At 65.6% G+C, this 23,877-nt stretch carries 14 protein-coding genes; 5 read left to right on the top strand and 9 right to left on the bottom strand.

What is annotated here, in order from left to right; translation table 11 throughout:
* Positions 1 to 4: 4 nt before the first annotated feature.
* Complete coding sequence (locus ACZ1I2_RS12345; RefSeq protein WP_465177036.1) at positions 5 to 1,618, top strand: phytoene desaturase family protein; 1,614 nt, start codon at positions 5 to 7, stop codon at positions 1,616 to 1,618.
* Here ACZ1I2_RS12345 and ACZ1I2_RS12350 read toward each other — a convergent pair.
* A complete protein-coding gene (locus ACZ1I2_RS12350; RefSeq protein WP_465177035.1) occupies positions 1,590 to 2,903 on the bottom strand; it encodes an amino acid permease in 1,314 nt (437 codons plus the stop codon). The two genes, ACZ1I2_RS12345 and ACZ1I2_RS12350, sit on opposite strands and share 29 nt — an antisense overlap.
* A 70-nt stretch (positions 2,904 to 2,973) precedes the next feature.
* On the opposite strand from ACZ1I2_RS12350, the gene ACZ1I2_RS12355 reads away from it, so the two are divergent.
* The 3 genes from ACZ1I2_RS12355 (at position 2,974) to ACZ1I2_RS12365 (ending at position 11,447) form a co-directional block, all read left to right on the top strand.
* A complete protein-coding gene (locus ACZ1I2_RS12355) occupies positions 2,974 to 4,590 on the top strand; it encodes a tetratricopeptide repeat-containing sulfotransferase family protein (protein ID WP_465177034.1) in 1,617 nt (538 codons plus the stop codon).
* 114 nt (positions 4,591 to 4,704) lie between these two features.
* A complete protein-coding gene (locus ACZ1I2_RS12360) occupies positions 4,705 to 7,281 on the top strand; it encodes a TonB-dependent receptor (RefSeq protein ID WP_465173829.1) in 2,577 nt (858 codons plus the stop codon).
* A 395-nt stretch (positions 7,282 to 7,676) separates the two neighbouring features.
* Positions 7,677 to 11,447, top strand: coding sequence for a LamG-like jellyroll fold domain-containing protein (locus ACZ1I2_RS12365; protein ID WP_465177033.1), 3,771 nt, complete (start codon positions 7,677 to 7,679; stop codon positions 11,445 to 11,447).
* 7 nt (positions 11,448 to 11,454) lie between these two features.
* On the opposite strand, the gene ACZ1I2_RS12370 is transcribed toward ACZ1I2_RS12365, so the two are convergent.
* A complete protein-coding gene (locus ACZ1I2_RS12370; RefSeq protein WP_465177032.1) occupies positions 11,455 to 12,351 on the bottom strand; it encodes a LysR family transcriptional regulator in 897 nt (298 codons plus the stop codon).
* A gap of 104 nt (positions 12,352 to 12,455) precedes the next feature.
* Here ACZ1I2_RS12370 and ACZ1I2_RS12375 point away from each other — a divergent pair, with 104 nt between their 5' ends.
* Positions 12,456 to 14,069, top strand: coding sequence for a family 43 glycosylhydrolase (locus ACZ1I2_RS12375; RefSeq protein ID WP_465177031.1), 1,614 nt, complete (start codon positions 12,456 to 12,458; stop codon positions 14,067 to 14,069).
* Between the two features lie 6 nt (positions 14,070 to 14,075).
* On the opposite strand, the gene ACZ1I2_RS12380 is transcribed toward ACZ1I2_RS12375, so the two are convergent.
* The 7 genes from ACZ1I2_RS12380 to ACZ1I2_RS12410 all read right to left on the bottom strand — a co-directional run bounded on the left by ACZ1I2_RS12380 (position 14,076) and on the right by ACZ1I2_RS12410 (position 23,792).
* The gene (locus tag ACZ1I2_RS12380) at positions 14,076 to 15,071 is read right to left on the bottom strand and encodes an alpha/beta hydrolase (protein ID WP_465177030.1); all 996 of its coding nucleotides are present in this window, start codon (positions 15,069 to 15,071) and stop codon (positions 14,076 to 14,078) included.
* A gap of 76 nt (positions 15,072 to 15,147) precedes the next feature.
* Positions 15,148 to 18,015 (bottom strand): TonB-dependent receptor, encoded by a 2,868-nt coding sequence (locus ACZ1I2_RS12385; protein WP_465181455.1) that lies wholly within the window; start codon positions 18,013 to 18,015, stop codon positions 15,148 to 15,150.
* Between the two features lie 349 nt (positions 18,016 to 18,364).
* Positions 18,365 to 19,918: a carboxylesterase/lipase family protein gene (locus ACZ1I2_RS12390; protein ID WP_465177028.1), complete on the bottom strand. Its 1,554-nt coding sequence runs from the start codon at positions 19,916 to 19,918 to the stop codon at positions 18,365 to 18,367.
* On the bottom strand, positions 19,905 to 20,912 hold the full coding sequence (locus ACZ1I2_RS12395) for a sugar kinase (protein WP_465173823.1): 1,008 nt from the start codon (positions 20,910 to 20,912) through the stop codon (positions 19,905 to 19,907). Before ACZ1I2_RS12395 ends, ACZ1I2_RS12390 begins: the two co-directional genes overlap by 14 nt.
* A 67-nt stretch (positions 20,913 to 20,979) precedes the next feature.
* Positions 20,980 to 21,738 carry a 2-dehydro-3-deoxy-D-gluconate 5-dehydrogenase KduD gene (gene kduD / locus ACZ1I2_RS12400; RefSeq protein WP_465173822.1) on the bottom strand — a complete coding sequence of 253 codons (759 nt, stop codon included), beginning with the start codon at positions 21,736 to 21,738 and terminating at the stop codon, positions 20,980 to 20,982.
* Between the two features lie 104 nt (positions 21,739 to 21,842).
* The gene (kduI, locus tag ACZ1I2_RS12405) at positions 21,843 to 22,682 is read right to left on the bottom strand and encodes a 5-dehydro-4-deoxy-D-glucuronate isomerase (protein WP_465177027.1); all 840 of its coding nucleotides are present in this window, start codon (positions 22,680 to 22,682) and stop codon (positions 21,843 to 21,845) included.
* A gap of 90 nt (positions 22,683 to 22,772) precedes the next feature.
* Positions 22,773 to 23,792 (bottom strand): LacI family DNA-binding transcriptional regulator, encoded by a 1,020-nt coding sequence (locus ACZ1I2_RS12410; protein WP_465173820.1) that lies wholly within the window; start codon positions 23,790 to 23,792, stop codon positions 22,773 to 22,775.
* Positions 23,793 to 23,877: the final 85 nt, after the last annotated feature.

Below are 23,877 nucleotides of genomic sequence, written 5' to 3' on the forward strand. Positions count from 1 at the left end.
TTGAATGACGAAAAAATACGACGCGCTCATCATCGGCGGTGGCCATAACGGCCTGGTCTGCGCCTTCTATCTCGCGCGCGCCGGCCTCAAGGTCCGGGTACTGGAACGCCGCGCGATCGTCGGCGGCGCGGCCGTCACCGAGGAGTTCTACCCCGGTTTCCGCAACTCGACCGCGAGTTACACGGTCAGCCTGCTCCGCCCCAAGGTGATCAGGGACATGCGGCTGCACGAACGCGGCTGGCGCATCATCGAGCGGACGATCTCCAACTTCTTCCCCAACGAGAAGGGCTATCTGAAGCTCGGCGGCGGCGAGGATCGCACCCGCGCGGAGTTCGCGCGCTATTCGCAGAAGGACGCAGACACCTTCCCGAAGTACGAGGAAGCGCTCGAGCGTGTCGCCGAGGTGCTGCGCGACATGGCGCTGAAGACTCCGCCCAACGCCGGCGGCGGCATCCGCGCGCTGATCGCGGCGGCAGCGCAGGGCAGGCGGCTCGCCGGCATGGGCATCGAGGCGCAGCGCGACGTGATGGACCTGTTCGTCAAGTCGGCGCGGGACTTTCTCGATAGCTGGTACGAGGACGAATATGTGAAGGCCGCGTTCGGCTTCGACGCGGTCGTCGGCAATTATGCCAGCGTCGACACGCCGGGCTCGGCCTATGTGCTGCTCCACCACGTCTTCGGCGAAGTGAACGGCAAGAAGGGCGCCTGGGGCCATAGCGTCGGCGGGATGGGCGCGATCACCCAGTTCATGGCGGAGGCCTGCACCGACATGGGCGCCGAGATCAGCCTCGAGACCCCGGTCGCGAAAGTACTGGTCGACGGCAATCGCGTGACGGGCGTGACGCTGGAAAGCGGCGAGGAGATTGCCGCCGATATCGTCGCGGCCAATGTCGGCCCGGCGCTGCTGTATCGCCAATTGGTCGACCGCAGCGACATGACCCCGGAATTCGCGCGGCGGATGGACAATTTCAAGACCGGCTCGGGCACCTTCCGGATGAACGTCGCCCTCTCCGAACTGCCCGACTTCACCGTGCTGCCCGGCAAGGACGTGGCCGAGCATCACACCTGCGGCATCATCATCTCGCCGACGCTCGATTATATGGACAAGGCCTTCACGGACGCGAAGGCCAAGGGCTGGTCGGACGAGCCGATCGTCGAGATGAAGCTGCCCACGTCGATCGACGACAGCCTGGCGCCCCCGGGCATGCACATCGCCAGCCTGTTCTGCCAGCAATTCGCGCCGGAACTGCCCGACGGACGCTCATGGGACGACGAGCGCGAAAAGGCGGCGGACCTGATCATCGACACGGTCACCAGGCACGCGCCGAACTTCAAGGGCGCGGTCATCGCGCGGCAGATCCATTCCCCGCTCGACCTGGAGCGCAAGTTCGGGCTGATCGACGGCGACATCATGCACGGGCATATGTCGCTCGATCAGCTCTGGGCGTCCCGGCCGGTGCTCGGGCATGGCGCCTACCGGTCACCGATCAAGGGCCTTTATATGTGCGGTGCCGGCACCCATCCGGGCGGTGGCGTCACTGGCGCGCCGGGCCATAACGCAGCGCACGAGATCATCGCCGATCGCGGCATCATGGGGCGGTGGCGGCGCTGGAAGTGACCCGCTCGCGGTGGACCATCCAATAAACCGGCAGGCCGAGCAGCAGCAGCACAAGGCCCCATAGATCGGCCTTGAGACCAAGGCCGTAGACCATCCAGACCACGAACGCCGCGGCGATGGCGGCCGCCAGCTTGAGAGGAACATCGTCGGGCAGCAGCCGGATCGCCGCCAGCGCGCAGGCGAGATAGGCAAGCATGCCCGACGCCAGCGAGATCGAGGCGATGTCCTGGAACAGCTGCCCCATCGATCCGGTATAGTTCATCAGGGTCACGATGGTGACCAGCACGCCCGAGACGAGATGGGCGCGAGCCGGGGTGCCGCGGCTGCTTTCCTTCGCCAGCCAGGCGGGAAACACGCCGCCGCGCGCCATCGCCCAGGGCACTTCGCCCTGCAGCAGGATGAAGCCGTTGAGCGCACCGAACGCGCTGATCGCGGCGAACAGCGCGACGACCTCGGCGGTGCCCGATCCGAAGCCGCGACCCAGGAATTCAGCGATCGGGGAAGGGGAAGCGGCCGTGATCGCGGCGGGCATCAGGAACATCGTGGCGGCGGAGACCAGCACATAGACGAGGCCGGTCAGCACCGTGCCGATCAGGGTCACGCGCGGCACGATGTGCGCCGCATTCTCCACCTTGTCGGCCGGGACGGTCGCCGATTCGACGCCGAGAAAGCCCCAGAAAGTAATCGCGGCGGCTCCGGCGATCGAGCCGACACCGAGCGGTACCGGCGTATAGGGCGCGATGGCGCCGCTGCCGTCACGCAGCAACAGCCAGGCGGCGAGCAGGATCACGCCGACCAGCGGCAGCAGCTTCAGGACGGTGGTGACGAACTGGACCTTGCCCGCCAGCGCCACGCCGCGGATATTGACCGCGATCAGCGCCCAGATCGCGACCAGCGCAGCGATCGCGGGCAGCCCCGGTGTCGACCCGAGCGCGGGAAAGATCAGGCTGAGCGCGCTGACCACGGCGACCGCGACCGCGGCATTGCCGCACCAGATCAGCACCCAATAGCTCCAGGCCACTGCGAAGCCGGCAGCGGGCCCGAACGCGGCCCGGGTAAAGGCATAGGGCCCGCCGGCACAGGGCAGCTTCGCGCCGAGCCGGGCAAAGACGAAGGCGAGGCACAACGCGCCGCCGATCGTGACGAACCAGCCGATCATGCCGTTCCAGCCGAGCGGCGCGAGCGTCGCCGGGAGCATGTAGACGCCCGATCCGATCATGTTGCCGACCACCAGCGCCAGACAGGTCCAGAACCCCAGGGCGGCGCGTGACGGCGATGTGGACATAGGCGATCTCCCCGATAACGCACTCTACGGCTTGATCGGCGGCGCGCACCATGTTTCTTGGGCGCACCTCATGGCAAGCATTCCCCCCTCGCAATCCTCCTGGCAGCCCGAGAGCAGCCGCTGGCCGCCCCGGCTGATCGATGCGGCGCTCGCGCTGCACGACAATGCGCTGTCGGTCGCCGAGCCGCTGCTGCGCGCGCATCTCAAAGAGGATCCGTTCGACGTCGCCGCGATCCGCATGCTCGCCGAGCTGGCCGGGCGGATCGGGCGTTACAAGGATGCCGAAACGCTGCTGCGCCGCGCGCTGGAGCTGTCCCCCGCATTCACCGCCGCGCGCGCGAACCTCGCCATCGCGCTCTACCGGCAGAATCGCCCGACCGAGGCGATCGCCGAACTCGATCTGGTGCTCGACGACGAGCCGGACAATCCCGGTCATGCCAATCTCAAGGCCGCGGCGCTCGGCAGGATCGGCGGGTTCGACGAAGCGATCGAGCTGTACGAGGCAGTGCTGAAGAGCGCGCCGACACAGCCCAAGGTCTGGATGAGCTATGGCCATATGCTCAAGACGGTCGGGCGCCAGGCGGACGGCGTGGCCGCCTATCGTGAGGCTATCGCGCTGAAGCCCGAAATGGGCGAGGCATGGTGGAGCCTCGCCAATCTGAAGACCGTCAAGTTTGACGAGGCGGATATCGCGGCGATGCAGGCGGCCCTGGCGCGCGACGACATATCGGACGAAGACCGGTTCCATCTTGATTTCGCGCTGGGCAAGGCGTTCGAGGATCGCAGACAGGCGCCCGAAGCGTTCGATCATTATGCCGCGGGCAATGCGCTGCGCCGGACGAAGATCGACTATGACGCCGACGAGACCGGGACGTTCGTCGACCGCAGCATCAAGCTGTGCACGCCCGCTTTTTTCGACGCGCGGGCGGGGCAGGGCTGCGATGCGCCCGACCCGATCTTCATCCTCGGCATGCCCCGCGCCGGATCGACCCTGGTCGAGCAGATCCTGTCGAGCCACCCGTTGGTCGAGGGCACCTCCGAACTGCCCGACATCCCCGCCCTCGCGCTGGCCGTGTCCAATTACCCGCAGCGGCTCGAGGCCCTGGCGCCGGAGCGCCTCGAGGCGCTGGGCGCTGAATATCTGCGCCGCGCCAGCGTGCAGCGGCGCACCGACCGGCCCTATTTCATCGACAAGCTGCCCAACAACTGGGCGCATTTGCCCTTCATCCACCTGATCCTGCCCAACGCGAAGATCGTCGACGCACGGCGGCATCCGCTCGGGTGCTGCTTCTCCAACTTCAAGCAGCATTTTGCGCGCGGCCAGGCGTTCAGCTATTCGCTCGAGGATATGGGCCGCTATTACCGCGATTATGTGCGGCTGATGGCGCATATCGATACGGTGCGACCGGGCCTCGTTCATCGCGTGATCTATGAGCGGATGGTGGATGATACCGAGGCGGAAGTGCGGGCGCTGCTCGTCGCGTGCCGTCTGGAATTTGATCCCGCATGCCTCGATTTCCACAAGACCGAGCGCGCCGTGCGCACCGCCAGCTCGGAACAGGTGCGTCAGCCGATCTTCCGCGAGGGCACGGAAAGCTGGAAGCCGTTCGAGCCATGGCTCGATCCGCTCGAGACAGCTCTGGGCGATGTCCTCGACGCCTATCCGGAAGCTCCCGCCTTCCACTGAACGTTGCAAAACTGTCACGATGCGGCGGCGAAATGATTTCGTGTGCTGCGCCCGATTGACGGATGTTGCGAGTGCGAACAGCATCGCTCCAGATACATAACATCGGGGGCTACGATGCTCGTCACCAAGCGTAAACTCGCCGTCACTGCCCTGCTGGCGTCCGTTGCCGGCATCGCGACACCTGCCTTCGCGCAGTCGACCGACACCCAGGCGGCGCCCGCCGAGCAGGACGACATCATCGTCACCGCGCAGAAGCGCGAGGAGAATATCCAGAACGTACCGATCAGCATCCAGGCGATCGGCACCAAGAAGCTGGATCAGCTCAACATCGCCAACTTCGCCGAATATTCCCAGCTGTTGCCGTCAGTGTCGTTCCAGGCGCTTGGCGGCACGCCCGGCACCAACGTGGTCTATATGCGCGGCGTCGCCTCGGGCGGCGACGGCAACCATTCGGGCTCGCTGCCTTCGGTCGGCGTCTATCTCGACGAACAGCCAGTCACCACGATCGGCGGCAATCTCGACGTGCATGTCTACGACATTGCCCGCATCGAGAGCCTCGCCGGCCCGCAGGGCACGCTCTACGGCGCCTCGTCCGAGGCCGGCACGATCCGCATCATCACGAACAAGCCCGACACGAGCGGCTTTTACGGCCGCGTGGATGGTGAGGTGAACTCAGTCAACAAGGGTGGCGTCGGCGGCAAGGCGGAAGGGATGATCAACATCCCGATCTCGCCCGACATCGCGTTCCGTGCGGTCGGCTTCTACCAGAAGGACGCCGGCTATATCGACAATGTGCCCGGCTGCCGCAGCTTCCTGCCCGAGACCAATCCGCTGGGCTGCACCGCGACCAATGGCGGTATCACGGTCAACAATTCGAAGTTCGTGAAGAAGGATTATAACGATACCGAGCTGTGGGGCGGCCGCGCCGCGCTGAAGATCGATCTCGACGAGAACTGGACGGTCACGCCGACCGCGATCTACCAGGATACGCGCTCGCACGGCAGCTATGGCTATGATCCGCGGCTCGGCGACCTGAAGGTCCAGCATTTCTTCCCGGAATATCGCCGCGACCGCTTCATCCAGGCGGCGCTGACGATCGAGGGCAAGCTCGGCAACTGGGATCTGACCTATGCCGGCGCTTATCTCGACCGGAAGACCTTATCCTCGAGCGATTATACCGACTACGCCGAGGCTTATGATACTCTCTACCAGTCGTACCACGGCATCAGCAGCTACTTCTATTTCCACGATGCGGCCGGCAACACGATCGACCCGCGCCAGAAGGTGATCGGTAGCGATCACTTCAAGAAGATGAGCCAGGAATTCCGCGTCGCCTCACCGCAGGGTGAGCGGTTCCGGGTGGTGGCCGGTGCTTTCTACCAGCGCCAGAGCAACGAGATTCACCAGGATTATCAGGTCGCTGGTCTCGCGCCCGAACTGTCGGTGAACGGTTCCCCGGGCACGCTCTGGCTGACCCAGCAGCACCGCGTCGACAAGGATTACGCGGTGTTCGGGGAGGCGGCGTTCGACATCCTGCCGAACCTGACTCTGACCGCCGGCGGCCGCGCCTTCATCTATGACAACTCGCTGATCGGCTTCTTCGGCTTCGGACGCAATCCGGGCAATGGCTTCTCGGACGGGCCGCCCAACGCGGCGGGCAGCAACCGCACCGGTGTTGCGCAGTGTTTCACCACGTCCGGTCAGCGGCTCTACGACCGCGATACCGATACCTATAGCAGCTCGCTCACCCTGCTGCCGGCGGCGGTCGCGGGCAGCCCCTGTACCAATCTGGCGGTCTATGCGGTCGGGCGCGGCTTGCAGCCCGTCAACACTCAGGGCCAGGGTTTCACGCACAAACTCAACCTGACGTGGAAGCCGGTCGAGGACGTGCTGCTGTACGGCACCTGGTCGCGCGGCTTCCGGCCGGGCGGCATCAATCGGCGCGGTACCATCCCGCCCTATGCCGCCGACTTCCTGACCAACTACGAGATCGGCTGGAAGACGACGCTGGCGGGCGGCAAGCTCCGTTTCAACGGCGCGATCTATCAGCAGGAATGGAAAGCGTTCCAGTTCGCCTTCCTCGGCCAGAACAGCTTCACCGAAATCCACAATGGCCCCGATGCGCGCATCCGCGGTGTCGAAATGGACGCCAATCTCAATCTCGGCCCGCTCGTGCTGACGGCGGCGGGCTCCTACACGGACGCCAAGACCAAGAACAATCTGTGCCTGTATGACGATCCGACCTTTGCCTGCACACTGCCGGGGCCGGGCGGACAGGATAATTTGATATCGGCACCTGCCGGCACCAGGCTTCCGGTTACGCCACGCGTCAAGGTCAACGGCACGGCGCGCTATACCTTCGACCTCGGCACGCTGAAGCCCTATCTCCAGGGCGTGGTCGCCTACCAGAGCTCGGCCTCGTCCGATATCCGCACTGCGGTCATCCAGGCGGGGACGTTCGCGGTGGTCAATCCAGCCGCGCTGCAGGGACGCCTGCCGGCTTACACGACCGCGAATTTCGCGATCGGCGCCGAATTCACCAACTACACGCTCGAACTGTTCGTGCAGAACGCGTTCGACGAGCGCGGCCAGCTGTCGCGCTTCCAGGAATGCGGAAGCTGCTCGCAGCGGCCTTATATCGTGCCGATCAATCCGCGCACGATCGGGGTGAGGGCCGGCGCCAAGTTCTGATGAAAGGCGGCGGGCCGTGTCCCGCCGCCGCTTTATGAACTTGATATCCGTTTGAATCTAAGTACCTGAAATTAATTGGAATAACGGAGATCTAGGCGATCGGGAGCCGTAGGGAGATATGAGACACATGGTGTCCCATATCTCTCGCCGCTCGTCTCCCATTCGCGCTCTGCAGCGCTTCGATTCAACTCATATCGTTCCCGCGTTATCCCGATCTCGATCATCGACAGTGGTAAGGGGACAGCGCCAATGCGTTTTCTCGGCAATGACACGGCGTTCGCCTGTTTTGGCTAGGAGAGCGCTCCAGATACTCGAACGCACGTTGATACCGGTGTCATTGACTGCCATAGTAGCGATAGGAAGGCGGATGTAACCGCCTCCATTGGAGAGCGCGTGTGACATTGGGGCTTCGTACATCCTGGATCGCCTTGGGAATTGCGCTGGCCGCGGGCAGCGCGCACGCTCAGGGAGCGCCCGACCCCACCGGCCTGCTGTTCCGCGCTCCCGCCGACAAAAACCTGATCGCCGAGCCTGCCGGGGGTGAGGCCGAGCCCAATTTCCAGAGCAACGTCGCGATCGTGCCCACCGGCAAGTCGGGCGGAGCGATCCAGTGGGAGGATGACGGTTATGTCGCCTGGCGCGCGCCGGGCAACATCCTGGCGCAGCGGGGCACGCTCTCCTTCTTCTGGCGGCCCCGCACGCCGGTGGGTGAGGCACCGTTCGCGATCTTCCGCGTCGGCTTCGCCGATCATTCGAGCTGGGACATGGCGTTCCTGCGGATCGACTGGAACGGGCACGGTTTCGATGCCTTCGTTACTGACGCCAATCTGGCGCGGAGCCGGGTGTCGTTCCGCCTCGACCCGCTTCCGGCGGCGGACCGGTGGAAGCATATCGCCTTTTCCTGGGACGAGGGCGTCGGCGTGCGGCTGTTCGTCGACGGCAAGGAGGTCGCGCGCAAGGACGGCAAGGCCGATCTCGATGCCGGGCTCGACCAGTTCGGCCTGGCCGGGCGCGTCCTGTCGCCGCATCAGGTGCAAAGCCGCTACAATTTAATGCGCGGCAGCGATGTCGACGAGATTCGCGTCTATGACCATATGCTCGGCGCGGCCGAGGTGGCCGCGCTGGCTGACAATGCGGAGCCGGCCGCCGCGCCCGCACCTTCCGAAGCATCGCGCCACGCCGCCTGGCTCCACCGCTTCGGCTGGGACACCGCGTCGCCGCCCGCGCTGACCGGCGACACCACCAGCATCCGCAAGGTCGAGTTCGCCGATGCGAAGGACCTGAAGCAGTGGAACTGGAAGGGCGTGGACGGGATCCCCGAGACGACCTGGCCGGGCGTCTACAACCGCTCGCGACTGGCCGGGCGCGACGATTATTTCATCCTGCCCGACTGGAACACCTATGTGGAGGGCGGCAAGGCCTATGATCTGGCCGTGCCGGCTGGCGTGTCGTTCAACCGCGTCGAGATCCGCGGTGCGGCCTATGGCGCGCTGAGCTGGTCGGCGGATGGCGGTTCCTGGGCGACGCTCGCGCGGCGGCCGCAGGGCGAGGTGCGCAGCGTCGACAGTTTCGGGCGGAAGACCGGGGGCCGGCTGCGCTTCGCCAATACGGCACAGGAAACCCCGATCCAGGAAATCTGGGCCTATGACATAACCGATGCGGCAGAGCCCGCGGGCAGCTTCAAGCTGAGCTACACGGTGCAGGCCAATGCGGCACCGGCTTTCGCCACGCTCGCGTCGCTCAACGATTACATCGCCGGCCGTTACGCACCCGACGAACGCACTACGGTGGTCGCCCTTCCGGCGGGCGCGCGGGCCGCCGCCGGCGCGGGCAATGCCGCGGCCACGACCGCGATCGAGCATCGCGCCGATGCCGCCCCGATCGTCCATGTCCTGATCCCGTCCGGCTTCGGCGAAGCCTTTCCCGGCAAGCCATCCGCGCGGTCGTGGAATTATGGCTGGGAGAATGTCCATGACGGGCTCGACGGCATCGCGATCGACATACCCGCCCTGAAGGCGACGCCGGGCGCGGATGGGCTGATCCCGCTCAACATCCGGGTGAAGGACCCGATCTGGCCGGGCCGCGACATGATCGATGTGTCGGTGTCGGTCAGGCCGGGGCAGAAACGCACGGTCTGGCTCGACCTGCGCGACCGAATCCTGACCGATGACAGCCTGTTCCTGAGCATCGCTTCGGCCGCGCCCGATTTCGGCGCGGCGTCGCTGGACGGGATGCAAATTCGGCTGGTGTTCAAGGATCGCGCGGCGGCGCTGCCCGAGCATATCGCCGACCGGTTCAACCAGGTGAAGGACAATTGGGGTTTCCTGGTCGAGGAACATACCTCGTCGAAGCGCGCTGGCCTCTATCGGCGCCTCTATGGCGATATCTCCGACCTGCTCAGGGTCGATCCCGACAATGTCGAGGGGCGGCGCTATTGGGCCGACATCAGCTATGGCGAGCAGAATCTCCCGGCCTTCACGCAGCCCCAGGCGCCGGCTGGCGTGCCGCTCTGGGCGTTCCGGCAGCTCGAGGACCTGAAGCTGGTCCGCCAGTTCGTCACCTGGTGGATCGACAACCGGCAGGTGCCATACGGCGATTTCGGCGGCGGCATCTCCGACGATACCGATCTGGTGCAGCAATGGCCGGGCCTCGCGCTGATGGGCGTGGAGCCCGACAAGATCAACGCGTCTGTCCGCGCGCTGTCCGATGCGGCCCATGCCAATGGCATGATCACCAACGGACTGGGCACGATCACCACCGACGAACTCCACGCCTATGAGGAGGGGCTGAACAGCGACGCCGAGCGGCTCTACCTCAACTGGGGCGAGCCAAAGGCAGTCGAACGGCTGATGGCGACGACCCGGGCGCTGGGCGGCGTGATCCTGAAGAACCCGGCCGGGCACCTGCATTTCGCCAGCAACTGGTATGGCGGGCAGAAAATGTACCGCGAGGGACCATGGGAATGGCAGAAACCCTATAGCTTCACCGTGATGCACGGCCCGATCCTGATGGGTCTCTATAACGGCAATCCGTCGGCCCGGGGGCTCGTGACCGGCGTGGTCGATGGCTGGATGGCGCATGGCCGGCAGGACAAGGACGGCAACTGGGCCTATCCCAATGAGATCAACTGGCGCACCGATGCCGAGCGCGTGGGTGATGGTGGCGGGGTGGCGACGCCGCTGCAATCGGCCTGGGCGGCGTGGCGCTTCACTGGCAACGAGACTTATCTCCGGCCGATCCTGGCGCGGACCGCGAAGAGCGGTCCGGGCTCGCTTGCCGATATCAACGAGAATGCGGTCGACGCGCTTGGCCGGGGGAAGGACTGGGGCAAGGCATTGACCGCCAGGGCGGGCGGCGGCGGGGCGTTCGAGCGCTATGCGGCGTGGAACGCGACCGGCGACACCAAATGGCTCGACGCGCTGCATGCGGATGCCATCGCCGACAAGGCGCAGCATCAGTATATGTACACCGAGGGGCATTGGTGGTCAGACCGGGTCGATCAGCCCAATGAGATCCTGCAGCGTGAACGGCTGGGCGGGGTGGCCCTGCGCCGCAACCAGAACTGGCCGGGCAACAGCGTGAGCTGGCGTTTCGCAGAGCCGGGCGCGGCGGAGCAGGTCGCGATCCTGGTGCCGGGCGCGACCATGGGCAGGTTCAAGGTGATCGCCTGGAACGCCAGCGGCCGCCCGCAGAGCGTCGCCATGACGGCGTGGAACGTGACCGCCGGGCGCTGGACGATGAGCGGGCCGGCCGGCGCGTGCGAGGTCGCGCTCGAACGCAGCGCGTCGATCCCGCTGGTCTTTGCGCCGGGCGAGAATGTCTTCGAGTTCGCGCTGGCGACGCCGGGCCTGCCGACGGAGCGGCGCGCCGATCTGGGTATCGGCGTCGACGATGTGGTGGTGGCGAAGCGGGCGGTGACGGTGACCGTGCACAGCCTCGGCGCGATCGACGCGGTGGGCGGGACGGTGTCGCTCGAGGATGCGGGCGGCAAGATGCTGGCCACGGCACCAATACCCCCGCTCGCCGCGCCGCTGGATCTTCAGCCGAAGACCGCGAAAGTGAAACTGGCGCTGCCCGCTGGTGCGGTGCGGGTCCGCGTCGCACTGGCGGGCAATGCGCCGGAGACGACCTTGCTCAACAATGTCGTCGTGCTCCCGGTCAAATAGGCCCGTGTCAGGTCAGGCTGGCCCAGAAACGCTCCGCCGCGGCGGCTTGCGGCGCGATCGGGCGGAACAGGCCGATCTCGATCGGCACATCCCAGTCCGGCCCGCCGGCGCGAACCAGCATGCCGCTCGCCATTTCCTTCGCCGCAAGCCCGGCGGGAAGCCAGGCGATGCCACGGCCCTCGCGCGCCTTGCCGAGCAGGGTGGCGGCAAGCTGCGCGGCGAAGACGCTTTCCAGCGCGGGCACGCGATCGGTGATGCCATGCGCGGCGACGATCTGGCCGAGCCCGGATTCCGCGGTGTAGGACAGCAGGGGCAGGGTGCCCGTCGTCCTGTCCAGCGACCAGCGGGGCGACCCGGCCGGATCGGGCGCCACGAGCGGCACCAGCGAGTCCATGCCGACCACGATCGAGGTGAACTGGCTTGGCTCGAACCGGCTCGTCGCCAGTGCGTGGCGGTGACAGAGCAGGAATTGCGCCTGGCCCTGCAGCATCAACTCCTCGCACGCGGCAAGGCTGTCGGAAAACAACCGCATGGGGCCGATCGGTGCGCGCTGTTCGATCTGCCGGATCCAGCCCGGGAAGAAGGAGAAGGCAAGCGCGTGAGTCGCGGCGAAATGCAGCGTGGTGGTATCGCTGTCGCGCGCCTCGCCCACTTGCCGCGCGTCCCGCCGCAGCCGATCGATCGTTTCGATCAGGCCGGCCGCGCCGCGTTCGAACTCGAGGCCGGCGGCCGTCATCGTCACGCCGCTGGACGAGCGGATGAACAAGGCGGTGCCGATCCACTCCTCGAGCGCGCGGATGTGGCGGCCAAGGGTAGGTTGTGCGACACGGCGTGCCTCCGCCGCCCGCGAGAAACTGCCGCTTTCGGCAAGCGCGACGAAATCCTCGATCCACGCCAGTTCCACGCCGTTCCGACCTCGCCTTGCCCCGATCGGAAGTGGAATAGCAGGATGCGGTACGGAGGCCTAACGGTGCTGAAAGCGCGCGCTGCGGACATGGGAGCCCGATGATGACGGACGACACTGGCGGCGGGATCAACCGGCGCGACATGTTCGGCACGGCCTTGGCCGGTACCGCGGTCGCGCTGATCGGCCCGGCTGGGGCAGAGGCCGCGACCCGGAAGCCGGCGGTGCCTGACTGGCGGCGCGGCTATGATCGTCAGCGCGTCGCTGACCTGGGCGACGAGCGCTTCCTCAATCCGCTGCTGGCCGGCGACCATCCGGATCCGGCGATCCTGAAAGACGGCAGCGACTATTACATGACCTTTTCCAGCTTCGATTCCTATCCGGGGCTGACCATCTGGCATTCGCGCGACTTGGTGAACTGGCAGCCGCGCACCGCTGCGCTGACCCGCAATATCGGGTCGGTATGGGCCGTCTCCCTGGAGAAGCATGAGGGGCGCTATTTCCTCTACATCCCGGTCAAGGCGACCCCCAATTCGATCTGGGTGATCTGGGCCGATCATGTCGACGGCCCATGGAGCGATCCGGTCGATCTGGGGCTGCACCGCCATATCGACCCCTGCCATGCGGTGGGCGAGGACGGATCGCGCTGGCTGTTCCTGTCGGGCGGCGACCGCATCCGGCTGAGCGCCGACGGCCTGTCGACGGTCGGTGAGGTCGAGCATGTCTATGACCCATGGCACTATCCCGACGATTGGGATGTGGAGGGCTTTTCGCCGGAGGGACCCAAGCTGGTCCGCCATGGCGGCTGGTTCTACATGATCACAGCAGTGGGCGGCACCGCCGGCCCGCCGACCGGACATATGGTGATCGCGGCACGGTCCCGCTCGATCCACGGCCCATGGGAGAATTGCCCGCACAACCCGCTGGTCCGCACCGTCGACAATGAGGAGAAATGGTGGTGCCGCGGCCATGCTTCACTGGTCGAGGCGCCCGACAAGAGCTGGTGGTCGATCTATCACGGCTATGAGAACGGCTTCTGGACGCTCGGCCGGCAGGCGTTGCTCGACCCGATCGAATGGACTGCCGATGGCTGGTTCCGGATGAAGGGCGGCGATCTCTCCGCGCCGATCGCCAAGCCGAAGGGCGGTCAGGCGCTGCCGCATGGCCAGCCCCTGTCCGACGATTTCAGGACGCTCGCGCTCGGCGGTAAATGGAATTTCTTCAAGCCGGGGCCCAAGGAAAGCATCCGCGCCCGGGTCGAGAACGGAACGCTGATCCTCACCGCGAGCGGCGTGGCGCCCGTCGATTCATCGCCTTTGCTGCTGATCGCGGGCGATCTCGGCTATCAGTTCGAATGCGATATCGAAATCGCGCCGGGCGGCACGGCCGGGCTTGTGCTGTTCTACGACGAGAAGCTCTATTGCGGCCTCGGCTTCGACCAGGATCGCTTCGTCACGCACCAATATGGCATCGAGCGCGGCAGGCCGGCCAATCCGCACGGGCGCAGGATACGGATGCGGATCTCCAACAAGCGCCATATCGTTGCGATCCACACCAGCGGGGACGGGGGAAGGACCTGGGCACGCTTCGATCGCGGCATGGAGGTGTCGGGATACCACCATAATGTCCGTGGCGGTTTCCTGATGTTGCGGCCCGGCCTCTATTCGGCCGGAGCTGGTGAGGCGCGCTTCTCCAACTTCACCTATCGAGCGCTGTAGTCACCATCAGGCGAAGCCCTGAGTCCTGGCCCAGTCGACGAACAGCTCGGGCCATGCCGCGACCGGCTTGCCGATCGTCTTGCGCAGCCCGAAGCCGTGGCCGCCATTGGTGAACAGGTGAGTCTCGACGGTCACGCCCTGCGCCTTCAGCGCGGCGCGGAACATCAGGCTGTTCTCGACCGGCACCGTCGGATCGTCCTCGGCATGGAGCAGGAAGCAGGGCGGGGTCTGTTTCGTGACATTGTCCGCGGGCGTGTGCGCCCTTTCCAGTGCCGGACTCGCGTCCTTGCCGATCAGTTGCTCGCGTGAGCCCGCATGGGCGACCGGCAGGCTCATCGACTGCACCGCATAGATCGGCGCGGCGAGGAACGGGCGCGCGCTGAGCCGGTCGGCGGCATCGACCGGATCATAGGTCTTTGCCGCAAAGCGCGTGGCGAGATCGCAGCACAGATGGCCACCGGCGGAAAAGCCCATCGCTGCGACGCGCTCGGGATCGATCGCGAACTCCCGCGCGCGCGACCGGATCAGCCGCATCGCGCGCTGCGCATCCGACAGCGCGACGTCAGGTCCGGCCTTCCATCCGTCGCCCGGCAGGCGATAGAACAGAACGAACACCGTATAGCCGCGTGCGCTCAGCCAGCGGGCGATCTCATACCCTTCCTTGTCGACCACGATGCGGACATAGGCGCCGCCCGGCATTGCGAGCACGGCGGCGCCATTGGGGATGCGCGGCCTGAACACGACCAGGCGCGGGCGCGTGATGCCGCGGACCGCACGATCGGGAAGGTCGGGATCGGTGCTGCGCTGATCGACCGCCTCGACCGGCGGCGTGGCGGGCATGCCCGGTGCGCCCTTCGGCCATAGATCGATCGTCTCCACTGGATCGGGCAGACCGGGCACCGGCGCGTCTCCCGCCTTGGCCGGGGGCGGGGTCTGCGACCGCGCGCTGGCTGCCATGCTTGCGGCAAGAGTCCCGAGGATCAGGTCGCGACGATCGAACATGGAACCTCCAAAGAAAAAGAAACGGACGCTGCCCGTATAGGCAAGCGTCCGTCAGGATAGTCCAGGGGAGGCGGACTTACATCTTCACGCGCGCGCCAACCAGGATCGTGCGCCCGAAATGGTTGTTCTCGTAACTGCGGTTTGCGTCGTTGTCGTTGTAGCGATAGCGATATTCGTCGGTCAGGTTCACGCCTTCGACTGACATTTCGAGCCATTCGGTAAAGCGATAGCGCACCGAGGCATCAATGTTGATCGTCGAGCCATAGCCTTCGAATAGGTTGCCGTTGGCGCTGCCCTGATCGACATACGGACCGCGGTAGCTGACCGAGCCGCGTGCGCTGAACTTCTTGTCTTCATAATAGAGCGTGCCGTTTATGGCGGTCTTGGACAGTCCATACAGAGTCGTCGAGCGTGTGGTCGCGACGTTCGGCCCGAACGCGCCGGTCGCGGTCTTCACCACAACCACTGGGCCAGCCAGTGTGTAGGATGCGCTCGATTCGATAAACGTGGCGTTGGCGATGCCGCCGAAGTTCGAGAGGAAGCCAGGCAGGAATTTGAAAGGCGCCTGGATCGACAATTCGATGCCTTTCAGGCTCGCGCCCGACCCGTTCACGTTGCCGGTAATCGTGTAGATCTGGTTTGGATCGAAGTTGATATAGGCCGGTGAACTGGTCGGCAGCACCGACTTCGGGAGGCCAGTAGACGCGAACGTCCCGCTATAGGTTTGCGCAACCGGGAAGCTATCAACATTCTTCTTGAAGACCGCGACCGACGCGATCGACTGCGGCGCGAAATACCATTCGAGCGCGAGGTCGTAGGCGGTCGCCCGGAACGGATTGAGCAGCGGATTGCCGAAGGTGATGCGATAGTTGAACCCGTCGACCGAACCGCCCGGTGTCAGATTGCCCAGAGTTGGGCGCGTGATGACCCGCGAGATCGCGCCGCGCAACACGACGCTTTCGGTCGGAAATAGCGCGACGTTCACCGACGGCAGCCAATCGTCATAATCGCGCGTGACCGTTACGCCGGTTCCGCTGTTCAGGCCGAACGAAGACTGGTCGGTATGGGCATAACGAACGCCGGCATTGGCCGCATAGCGCAGGCCGAAGAGATCGCCCTTCACATCGACCTGGAAATAGCCGCCCTTCACCGTCTCGGTCACGCTTCGGGTATTGCCCGCGTCGACCAGTGGTGTGCGGCTGTACAGCTTGGTCAGGTTCGCCGCGGCGTCGATATTGGGAACGAGCCAGGTCGTGGTGGTGCCCGCTGGCTGGCCGGCATCGCCCAGTTTGACGGTGTCGGACAGCGCCGATGTCGCCTGGAAGCCGTAGATCGCGCTTGGACCGAACACCGTGTTCGCCGAACAGGTCAGGGTGCCCAGCACCAGGTCGGCACCGCCATTGCCGCACACTGCGGTGTCGCGCAGGAACCCGGCGGTGTTGAAGCTGAAGCGGCGATAGACCCCGCCCGCCTTGAGTGTGAAGCCCTCCGTCACGTCCCACTCCGTGCGCAGCTGAGCGGTGCGGAACTTGTTGGTCGTGTTCGACGGGCGATCGCGGATTTCGGCGAGCTGGAAGTTGGCCGGATCTGTCACGCTCGTGCCGAAGGTCAGCACCGGGGTGGCCATGTTGCTGTAATCATATTTGTACCCGGCGGCGTCCCGGTCGTCATAGACGAAGGTCGTCTCCACCGGGATGTCCGCGCTGGACTTCGAGAAGCCGCCGAGCAGGGTGAAGCGGAAGCTGTCGGTGACGTCCTGATCCCAGGTGCCGCCGAGCTGGTAGAATTCGGTCTGCGACTTGCGCAGATAATGTTCGGTGCGGACCCAGGCGTCGTTCAGCGTCGCCGAGATCATGTTATTGTTGCCGTCATAGACGGGGTTGAGCACGTCGATCGAGCGTTCGTTGCTGCGCAGCAGGACCTCCGCCCATTTCTCTTCGCGCTCCTCCTTGAAGCGCGAATAGAGGCCGTCGATCGAGATCTTGGTCGAATCCGTGGGCGCGAACTGGACGCTGGCGGTGATGCCGAGGCGCTCGCGGCGGTGATCGACCACGCCGTAGCGCGGGATACGCGGATGGAAGGCGAGCGCCGCCTTGTCGCAAGCCGCGTTCTGGAAATAGGTGCCGCCGGTATTGGTCTTGGCGGTCGTCGGGGCGCCGGCTGCATTGGTGTTGAAAAAACACGGCGTGCCATCGACCGAGTCGAAGCGGGCCTGCGCCCAGCGAACCGAGTTGTTGCCGAGCTCTAGCGTGTTGATCTTCGAATAGGCGGCGGAAACCGATGCACCGAAGGTGCCGGCATCGTTGCGCCACGACAGCAGACCGGCAAAGCGCGGACCGACATTGTTGCTGAGATCGTTATACGACGCCTGGGCGGAGAGGGCGCCGGTAAAGCCGACCTTGCCGGCAAGCGGGTTGCCGGTGTTCAGGTCGACCACGGCGCCGAGCGAGCCCTCGTCAAGCGAGGCCTCGGCCGTCTTGTGGACGACGAGCGAGCTGAACAGCTCCGAGGCGAAGACGTTGAAATCGAAGGCGCGGTCGCGGTTGGCGCTGGCGCCGTCGGTCGAGGTGGCGACCGTCTCCATGCCGTTGACGCGGACTCGGGTGAATTGCGCGCCGAGACCGCGCACCGTGATCGCGCGGCCTTCGCCGCCGTCCCGCTGGATGGTGATGCCCGGGATTCGCTGCAGCGACTCGGCCAGGTTCTGGTCGGGGAACTTCGCGATATCCTCGGCAACGATCGCGTCGACGGCGGAAATCGAGTCGCGCTTCAGGGTCAGCGCTTGTTCGAGCGAGCGGCGGAAGCCGGTGACGACGATATCCTGTTCGTCGGTCGCGGGCACGTCCTGCGCCGCGGCATCCTGCGCGGCGACCGGCTGGGCCGTGGCTGGAACGGCCGCTGGTTCGGCTGGCTTGAGCTCGGCCGCGAAGGCCGCCGCCGGCATCAACAGGCCGATCGCCAGCGCGCCAAGCGAAGCGCCTGCAATATTGCGAGAAATCGCGCCTCGCGAGGCCCGGACTGCATTCCCCATTTACCCACTCCCCATCTGCGTCGCTTTGCGACGTTGCTGACACCGGTAGCCGGAGAGAGCAGTTCAGCTGCTCGTCCGGGCCGTCGGCACGTCAGGAGAGGGGAGGCCATAATGTGGCCAGCGATTCGCCCTCTCCTTCGGTGACCAATCTCCGTTGATCTTCCTCGGCCCCAACTTGTCGCCTTTGGTAACCGGTGTCAATGGCCAGAGACAATGATCTGCGTCAGTCGATAACGGGCGATGTTGACCGGCTGCGAAGGGTTCAGGTTCCCGGCTGGATATAGGGAATGCGCGCAAACAGCTCGCGCTGCCATTGGCGCGGGTCATTCCCGACCCGGCTGCGCGCGTCGAAGATCATCGTCGGACGGCGGACCAGGTCATAGACCGGCCATTTCGGCAGCCCGGCATGGTTCGGATTGCCGGTCTTGGTGAAGGCGACGAAACTTTCCTGCATCGCGGCCGAGGCGGCGCGGGCATCGGCCGCGGTGCCGGTCTGCGAGCCCTTCGCGCCGAGCGTACCGAAGACCAGCGCGATATCGAGGGAGTGATAGGCGCCCCGCCGCGGATCAGTGCGCGAGGTGAAATCGAGTTGATAGACCCAGGCATTCGTCTTCGCCCGGGCTCGCTCCTCCGCCTCGATCACCTGGCCGCGCCAGCTCCGTCCGGCGGTGGTCGCCCGGTAGAAGATCTCGGTCGGCGACCAATCGGGGAATTTCGCGCGATATTCGGCAACCACCCATTCAGGCAGCACATCGATCCGCAACTCGGGTGCGATACGTTCGGCGAGATTGTCCCAGTTCAGCGTCTGCACCCGGGGCGAATCGGGCGAGATGAAAGCGCGCGTTTCGTCATGGGTATTGCCGAGGATCATCGGGATCGCGTTCGACTGCGGATTGGCATCGGGCCAGAAAGGGTGACGGACCAGCCATTTCATATCGAGCACCGGCCCGAAATAGACGCCGCCGCCGAGGATCGGGTCAGTCGCGTCGAGCGCGTCGACCAGCTTTCCGGCCGGCATGGCCAGAAGCGTGGAGAGATCGGCAGTGCCGAGCTTCGCGAGATAGGCCTGGGCGCGGCGGGTGGCGTTGAGCGGGCCGGAGGCGGTGACCTGCTGGCCGCTCATCGTCGCGGCGCGGTGGAACAGGCCTTTGGCGGCGGGCATGCCCATCATCGTCGCGATCTTCGCGCCGCCGCCCGACTGGCCGAACACCATCACGCGCGAGGGATCGCCACCGAACGCCGCGATATTGTCGCGCACCCATTGCAGGGCGAGGATCAGGTCGAGCTGGCCGTTATTGCCGCTGTCCGGGAAACGCGGGTCGAGCCGCGCGAGATAGAGATAGCCGAAGGCGTTGAGCCGGTGGTTGACGGTGACGACCACGACATCGCCGCGCGCGGCCAGCACCTGCCCGTCGTTCAGCGCATCGGTGCTGCTGCCGTTCGAATAGGCGCCGCCATGAATGTAAAGCATGACCGGCTTCTTCGCGGCCGGCCCGGCCTCCGCGGTCCAGATATTGAGGAACAGGCAGTCCTCGCTCTGCGCGCCGTAGCGATCGTCCTTTTGCGGCGCGACCGGGCCAAAGGCCCGAGCGGTGATGGTCTCGCCCGGGCGCGATACCGGGCGGGGCGGCTGGAAGCGCTCGGCAGTGCCGTAGCGGATACCGCGAAAGACGAGTACGCTGCCCTCGGTCGATCCAACGAAATTACCTGACGGCGCCCGAACGCTGGCCGATGGGGCAGCCCGAGCCGAGCCGGCAAGGATCAGCGCCGCGCCGGCGCCGATCACGCCGCGTCGGGAGACGTCAGCGGCGGACATCGAGCCCGCCGGAGAGATAGGCGTCGATATCGGCCTGGCGGAACAGGCTGGCATCGCCGGGCAGCGAATGCTTGAGCGCGGTAAGGGCGAGCCCGGTACGCGCGGCCTCAGTGATATCGCCCCCCGACCGGAGCGCATGAAGCACACCGACGGCGAAGGCGTCGCCCGCGCCGATCCGGTCGACGATCCCGGCGAGCAGCACTTCGTCGGTCTGGGCATGCTCGGTGCGGCCATCGATCCGGGCCGAGAGGCGGTGCCGGTCGGCATCTTCGACGTGACGCGCGGTGGAGGCGATCAGCTTGAGCTTGGGGAAGGCGGCAAAGGCCGCCTCGGCCGAGGCGAGGCGCCGATCCTCGCCGTCGCCGCCGAAATCCTTGCCGAGCAGCAGCGCGACGTCGCGGTGGTTGCCGAACATGATGTCGGCATGCTGCACCAGCCTGGTCAGCACGCCGCGCGGATCGCTGTCCCAGCTTTCCCAGAGGCGCGCGCGGTAATTGCCGTCGAACGAGATCGGCACGCCGCGGGCGCTCGCGGCTTCGGCGGCGGCGATGGCGGCTTCGGCCGGAACCGGGCCAAGGGCAGGGGTGATGCCGGAGAGATGCAGGCGGTCGGCGCCTGCGAGCAGCGTGTCCCAGTCCCAGGCGCTGGCGGGCGCCTCGGCGAAGCTGGAGCCGGCGCGGTCGTAGACGACGTCGGTCGCGCGCATGCCGGCGCCGCTGGTGACGAAATACAGCCCCATGCGATCGCCACTGAACTGGATAGCCGAGCAATCCACGCCGTTTGCCCGCAGGCCGGAGATGGCGGCGCGGCCAAGATCATTGTCGGGGACGGCGCTGACCAGGCTGACATCATGGCCGAGGCGGGCAAGGCCGCTCGCCACATTGGCTTCGGCGCCGGCGATCCACACGTCGAACCTGGGCGTCTGGAGCAGCAATTCCCGCCCCGGAGGCGAGAGGCGCAGCATGATTTCACCAAAGGCGACGAACTTACCCATTATCCACCTGCTGCTCCGTTCGGACCGAGCCTGTCTAAGCCCTTCTCTTCGGCGGAAGTGCAAGAGTTCATCGCGCCAGCCAACCGCCGTCGACCGCGAGGATATGGCCCTGGACATAATCCGCGCCGGCCGATGCGAGGAAGACCGCCGCACCGCCAAGATCGCTTGCATCGCCCCAGCGCCCGGCGGGAATGCGTTCGAGGATCGAGCGGTTGCGCGTCTCGTCGGCCTGAAGTGCGGCCGTGTTGTTGGTCGCGATATAGCCGGGCGCAATCGCGTTGACGTTCACGCCCTTGCCCGCCCACTCATTGGCGAGCAGCTTGGTGAGTCCGCCGATGCCCGATTTGGAGGCGGTATAGCTCGGTACGCGGACGCCGCCCTGGAAGGTGAGCATCGATGCGATGTTGATGATCTTGCCGTGACCCTGACCGATCATGTGGCGGCCGGCCGCCTGGCACAGGAAGAAGACCGATTTCAAATTGGTGTCGACCACCGCATCCCAATCCTCCTCGGTGAAATCGACCGAATCAGCGCGGCGGATGATGCCGGCATTGTTGACCAGAATGTCGAGGCCGCCGAGCTTCTCCAGCGTTTCGTCGATGACGCGCTGGACCGGCTCGATGGTGGAGAGATCGGCGGAGACGATTGCTGCCCTACGGCCCAGGGCGCGGGCCTTCTCAATGGTTTCCTCCGCAGGCGTACGGCCGACCGCCGCGATATCGGCACCGGCGGCGGCAAGGGCGAGCGCGATCGCCTGGCCGATGCCGGTATTGGCGCCAGTGACGATGGCGACCTTGCCGGTGAGGTCGAAGGGGTTGGTGGGCATCCTAAATCCGTTCGTTTCGAGCGAAGTCGAGAAACATGTCCTGGCGCGCCGTCACAGTGTCTCGACTTCGCTCGACACGAACGGAGAAGGGATTCCTTCCAGCGTTACGCCAGCTGGCAGATATCCAGCACGTTCATGTCGGTATAATCCTGGTTCTCGCCCGCCATCGCCCAGATAAAGGCATAGGCCTTGGTGCCGGATCCCATGTGGATCGACCAGGGCGGGCTGATCACCGATTCCTCGTTGGCGACGACGATGTGCCGCATCGCCTCGCCTTCGCCCATGAAGTGCATGACGCGGTCATTGGGACCGTCGAGTTCGAAGTAGAAATAGATCTCGCTGCGGCGCTCATGGATATGCGGCGGCATGGTGTTCCACACGCTGCCGGGCTTGAGCACGGTCAGGCCCATGACGAGCTGCGCCGAATCGCACACGCCGGGGATGACGAGCTGGAAGATGGTGCGCTCGTTCGATTCCTCCAGGCTGCCGCGCTCCAGTGCATTCGCATCGGCGATCGAGAGTTTGCGCGTGGTGAAGCCCTTATGCGCCGGGCAGGAGGCGAGATAGAAACGCGCGCCGGCGCCGGAGAAGACGACCTCCTTCGCGCCCATGGTGACGTAGAGGCAGTCCTTGTTGCCGAGCGTGAAGCTCTCGCCATCGACGAGGACCGTGCCATCCACCTTGCCGACATTGACGATCGCCAGCTCGCGGCGTTCTAGAAAGGGATGGCCGACGGCTGAGGCAGGCTCGGTCTGGTCGGGCAGTTTGACCGGCGTCTCCGCCACCTCGACCCCGCCGATCACGAAGCGGTCGGCATGGGTATAGTTGAGTACGCACTCGCCAGCGCGGAACAGGCCCTGGATCAGATAGCGGTCGCGCAGCTCGTCGTTCGAGACGCACTCCATCATGTCGGGGTGCGTGGCGTAATAGGTACGATCGAACATCAGGGTCCCTCCAGCTGCGCCTTCGCAGCGCATGATTCTTCGACACGCGGGGTAACCGGTGTCAGCCCCTTTCGCAATATCAGTCGCGGATCAATCGCGGGGCGGTGCGACGGAACCGCGGCGAATGAGCGTCGAGCGGAACATCGACGGTTCCTCGACCACCTCGTCACCGTCCGCGGTGAGCTTCAACGCGGCGGAGCGGGCCATGGAAATGATCGGCCAGCGCACCGTCGTCAGCGGCGGCCAGATATGCGCGGCGATCGGCGTATCGTCGAAACCGATGATCGACAGGTCGCGCGGCACCTCGATCCCGCGCTGGCGCGCGGCATGGAGAACGCCCGCCGCCATCTCGTCATTGCAGGCGAAGATCGCGGTCGGGCGCGGCATCAGGTCGAGCAGGCGATCGGCCGCCATCACGCCGGATTCGAAGGTGTAATTGCCCTCCGCGATCATCGAGCGGGGCAGGGTGATCTTCGCGGCGTTCAGCGCCTGCTCGAAGCCCTGGCGCCGTTCGCGCGCGGAGCGGAAGCCGTGCGGGCCGAGCACCAGGCCGATGCGCTTATGGCCCTGGTCGATCAGATAATCGACCGCTGCCGTCACCGCCTCGCAGTCGTTGGACGCCACCATATGCGCGGGGTCGTCAAGCTCGGCCGATCCCATGCGGACATAGCGGCAGCCGATATCGTCGCACAGCTTGGCAAGCTGATTGTTCTCGCTGACCGGGGGCAGCAGGACGACGCCGAATAGCCGTTGCCGCTCGAGAAAGTTGCGGACATCGTCGAGCATCGTCGCCGATCCGCGGTCGATCGGGCGGACGACCAGTTCGAACTCCGTGCCGTGCAGCGATTCGAGAATGCCCTGCTGGACGTTCATCACCATCTGCGCGTTCGGATTGTCGTGGATCAGCCCGATCAGGAAATTGCGCCGTAGCGCGAGCGCGCGCGCCTGGGGATTGGGGACATAACCGAGCCCGCTGATCACCCCTTCGACATGCTTGCGCGTGTCGTCGCTGAGCAGCGGCGACCGGTTGATCACCCGGCTGACCGTCTTCTTCGAGACGCCCGCGATGCGCGCGACGTCGTTGATCGTGGGAAGGCCCGTTTTACGCATCATGAGAGGGCATAGCGCCTATCCCGGCAAATCGCCAAATGCGCGTCGCAACCGCAACAATCCGCGCTGTCGGAAGGGCGATGGC

Source organism: Sphingomonas sp. BL-S-29 (assembly GCF_055521495.1).

Excerpts from the sequence above, each read along its gene's own strand:
- ACZ1I2_RS12345 (WP_465177036.1), top strand. The coding sequence starts at position 5 with ATGACGAAAAAATACGACGCGCTCATCATCGGCGGTGGCCATAACGGC.
- ACZ1I2_RS12350 (WP_465177035.1), bottom strand. The coding sequence starts at position 2,903 with ATGTCCACATCGCCGTCACGCGCCGCCCTGGGGTTCTGGACCTGTCTG.
- ACZ1I2_RS12355 (WP_465177034.1), top strand. The coding sequence starts at position 2,974 with ATGGCAAGCATTCCCCCCTCGCAATCCTCCTGGCAGCCCGAGAGCAGC.
- ACZ1I2_RS12360 (WP_465173829.1), top strand. The coding sequence starts at position 4,705 with ATGCTCGTCACCAAGCGTAAACTCGCCGTCACTGCCCTGCTGGCGTCC.
- ACZ1I2_RS12375 (WP_465177031.1), top strand. The coding sequence starts at position 12,456 with ATGACGGACGACACTGGCGGCGGGATCAACCGGCGCGACATGTTCGGC.
- ACZ1I2_RS12380 (WP_465177030.1), bottom strand. The coding sequence starts at position 15,071 with ATGTTCGATCGTCGCGACCTGATCCTCGGGACTCTTGCCGCAAGCATG.
- ACZ1I2_RS12385 (WP_465181455.1), bottom strand. The coding sequence starts at position 18,015 with ATGCCGGCGGCGGCCTTCGCGGCCGAGCTCAAGCCAGCCGAACCAGCG.
- ACZ1I2_RS12390 (WP_465177028.1), bottom strand. The coding sequence starts at position 19,918 with ATGTCCGCCGCTGACGTCTCCCGACGCGGCGTGATCGGCGCCGGCGCG.
- ACZ1I2_RS12395 (WP_465173823.1), bottom strand. The coding sequence starts at position 20,912 with ATGGGTAAGTTCGTCGCCTTTGGTGAAATCATGCTGCGCCTCTCGCCT.
- kduD (WP_465173822.1), bottom strand. The coding sequence starts at position 21,738 with ATGCCCACCAACCCCTTCGACCTCACCGGCAAGGTCGCCATCGTCACT.
- kduI (WP_465177027.1), bottom strand. The coding sequence starts at position 22,682 with ATGTTCGATCGTACCTATTACGCCACGCACCCCGACATGATGGAGTGC.
- ACZ1I2_RS12410 (WP_465173820.1), bottom strand. The coding sequence starts at position 23,792 with ATGCGTAAAACGGGCCTTCCCACGATCAACGACGTCGCGCGCATCGCG.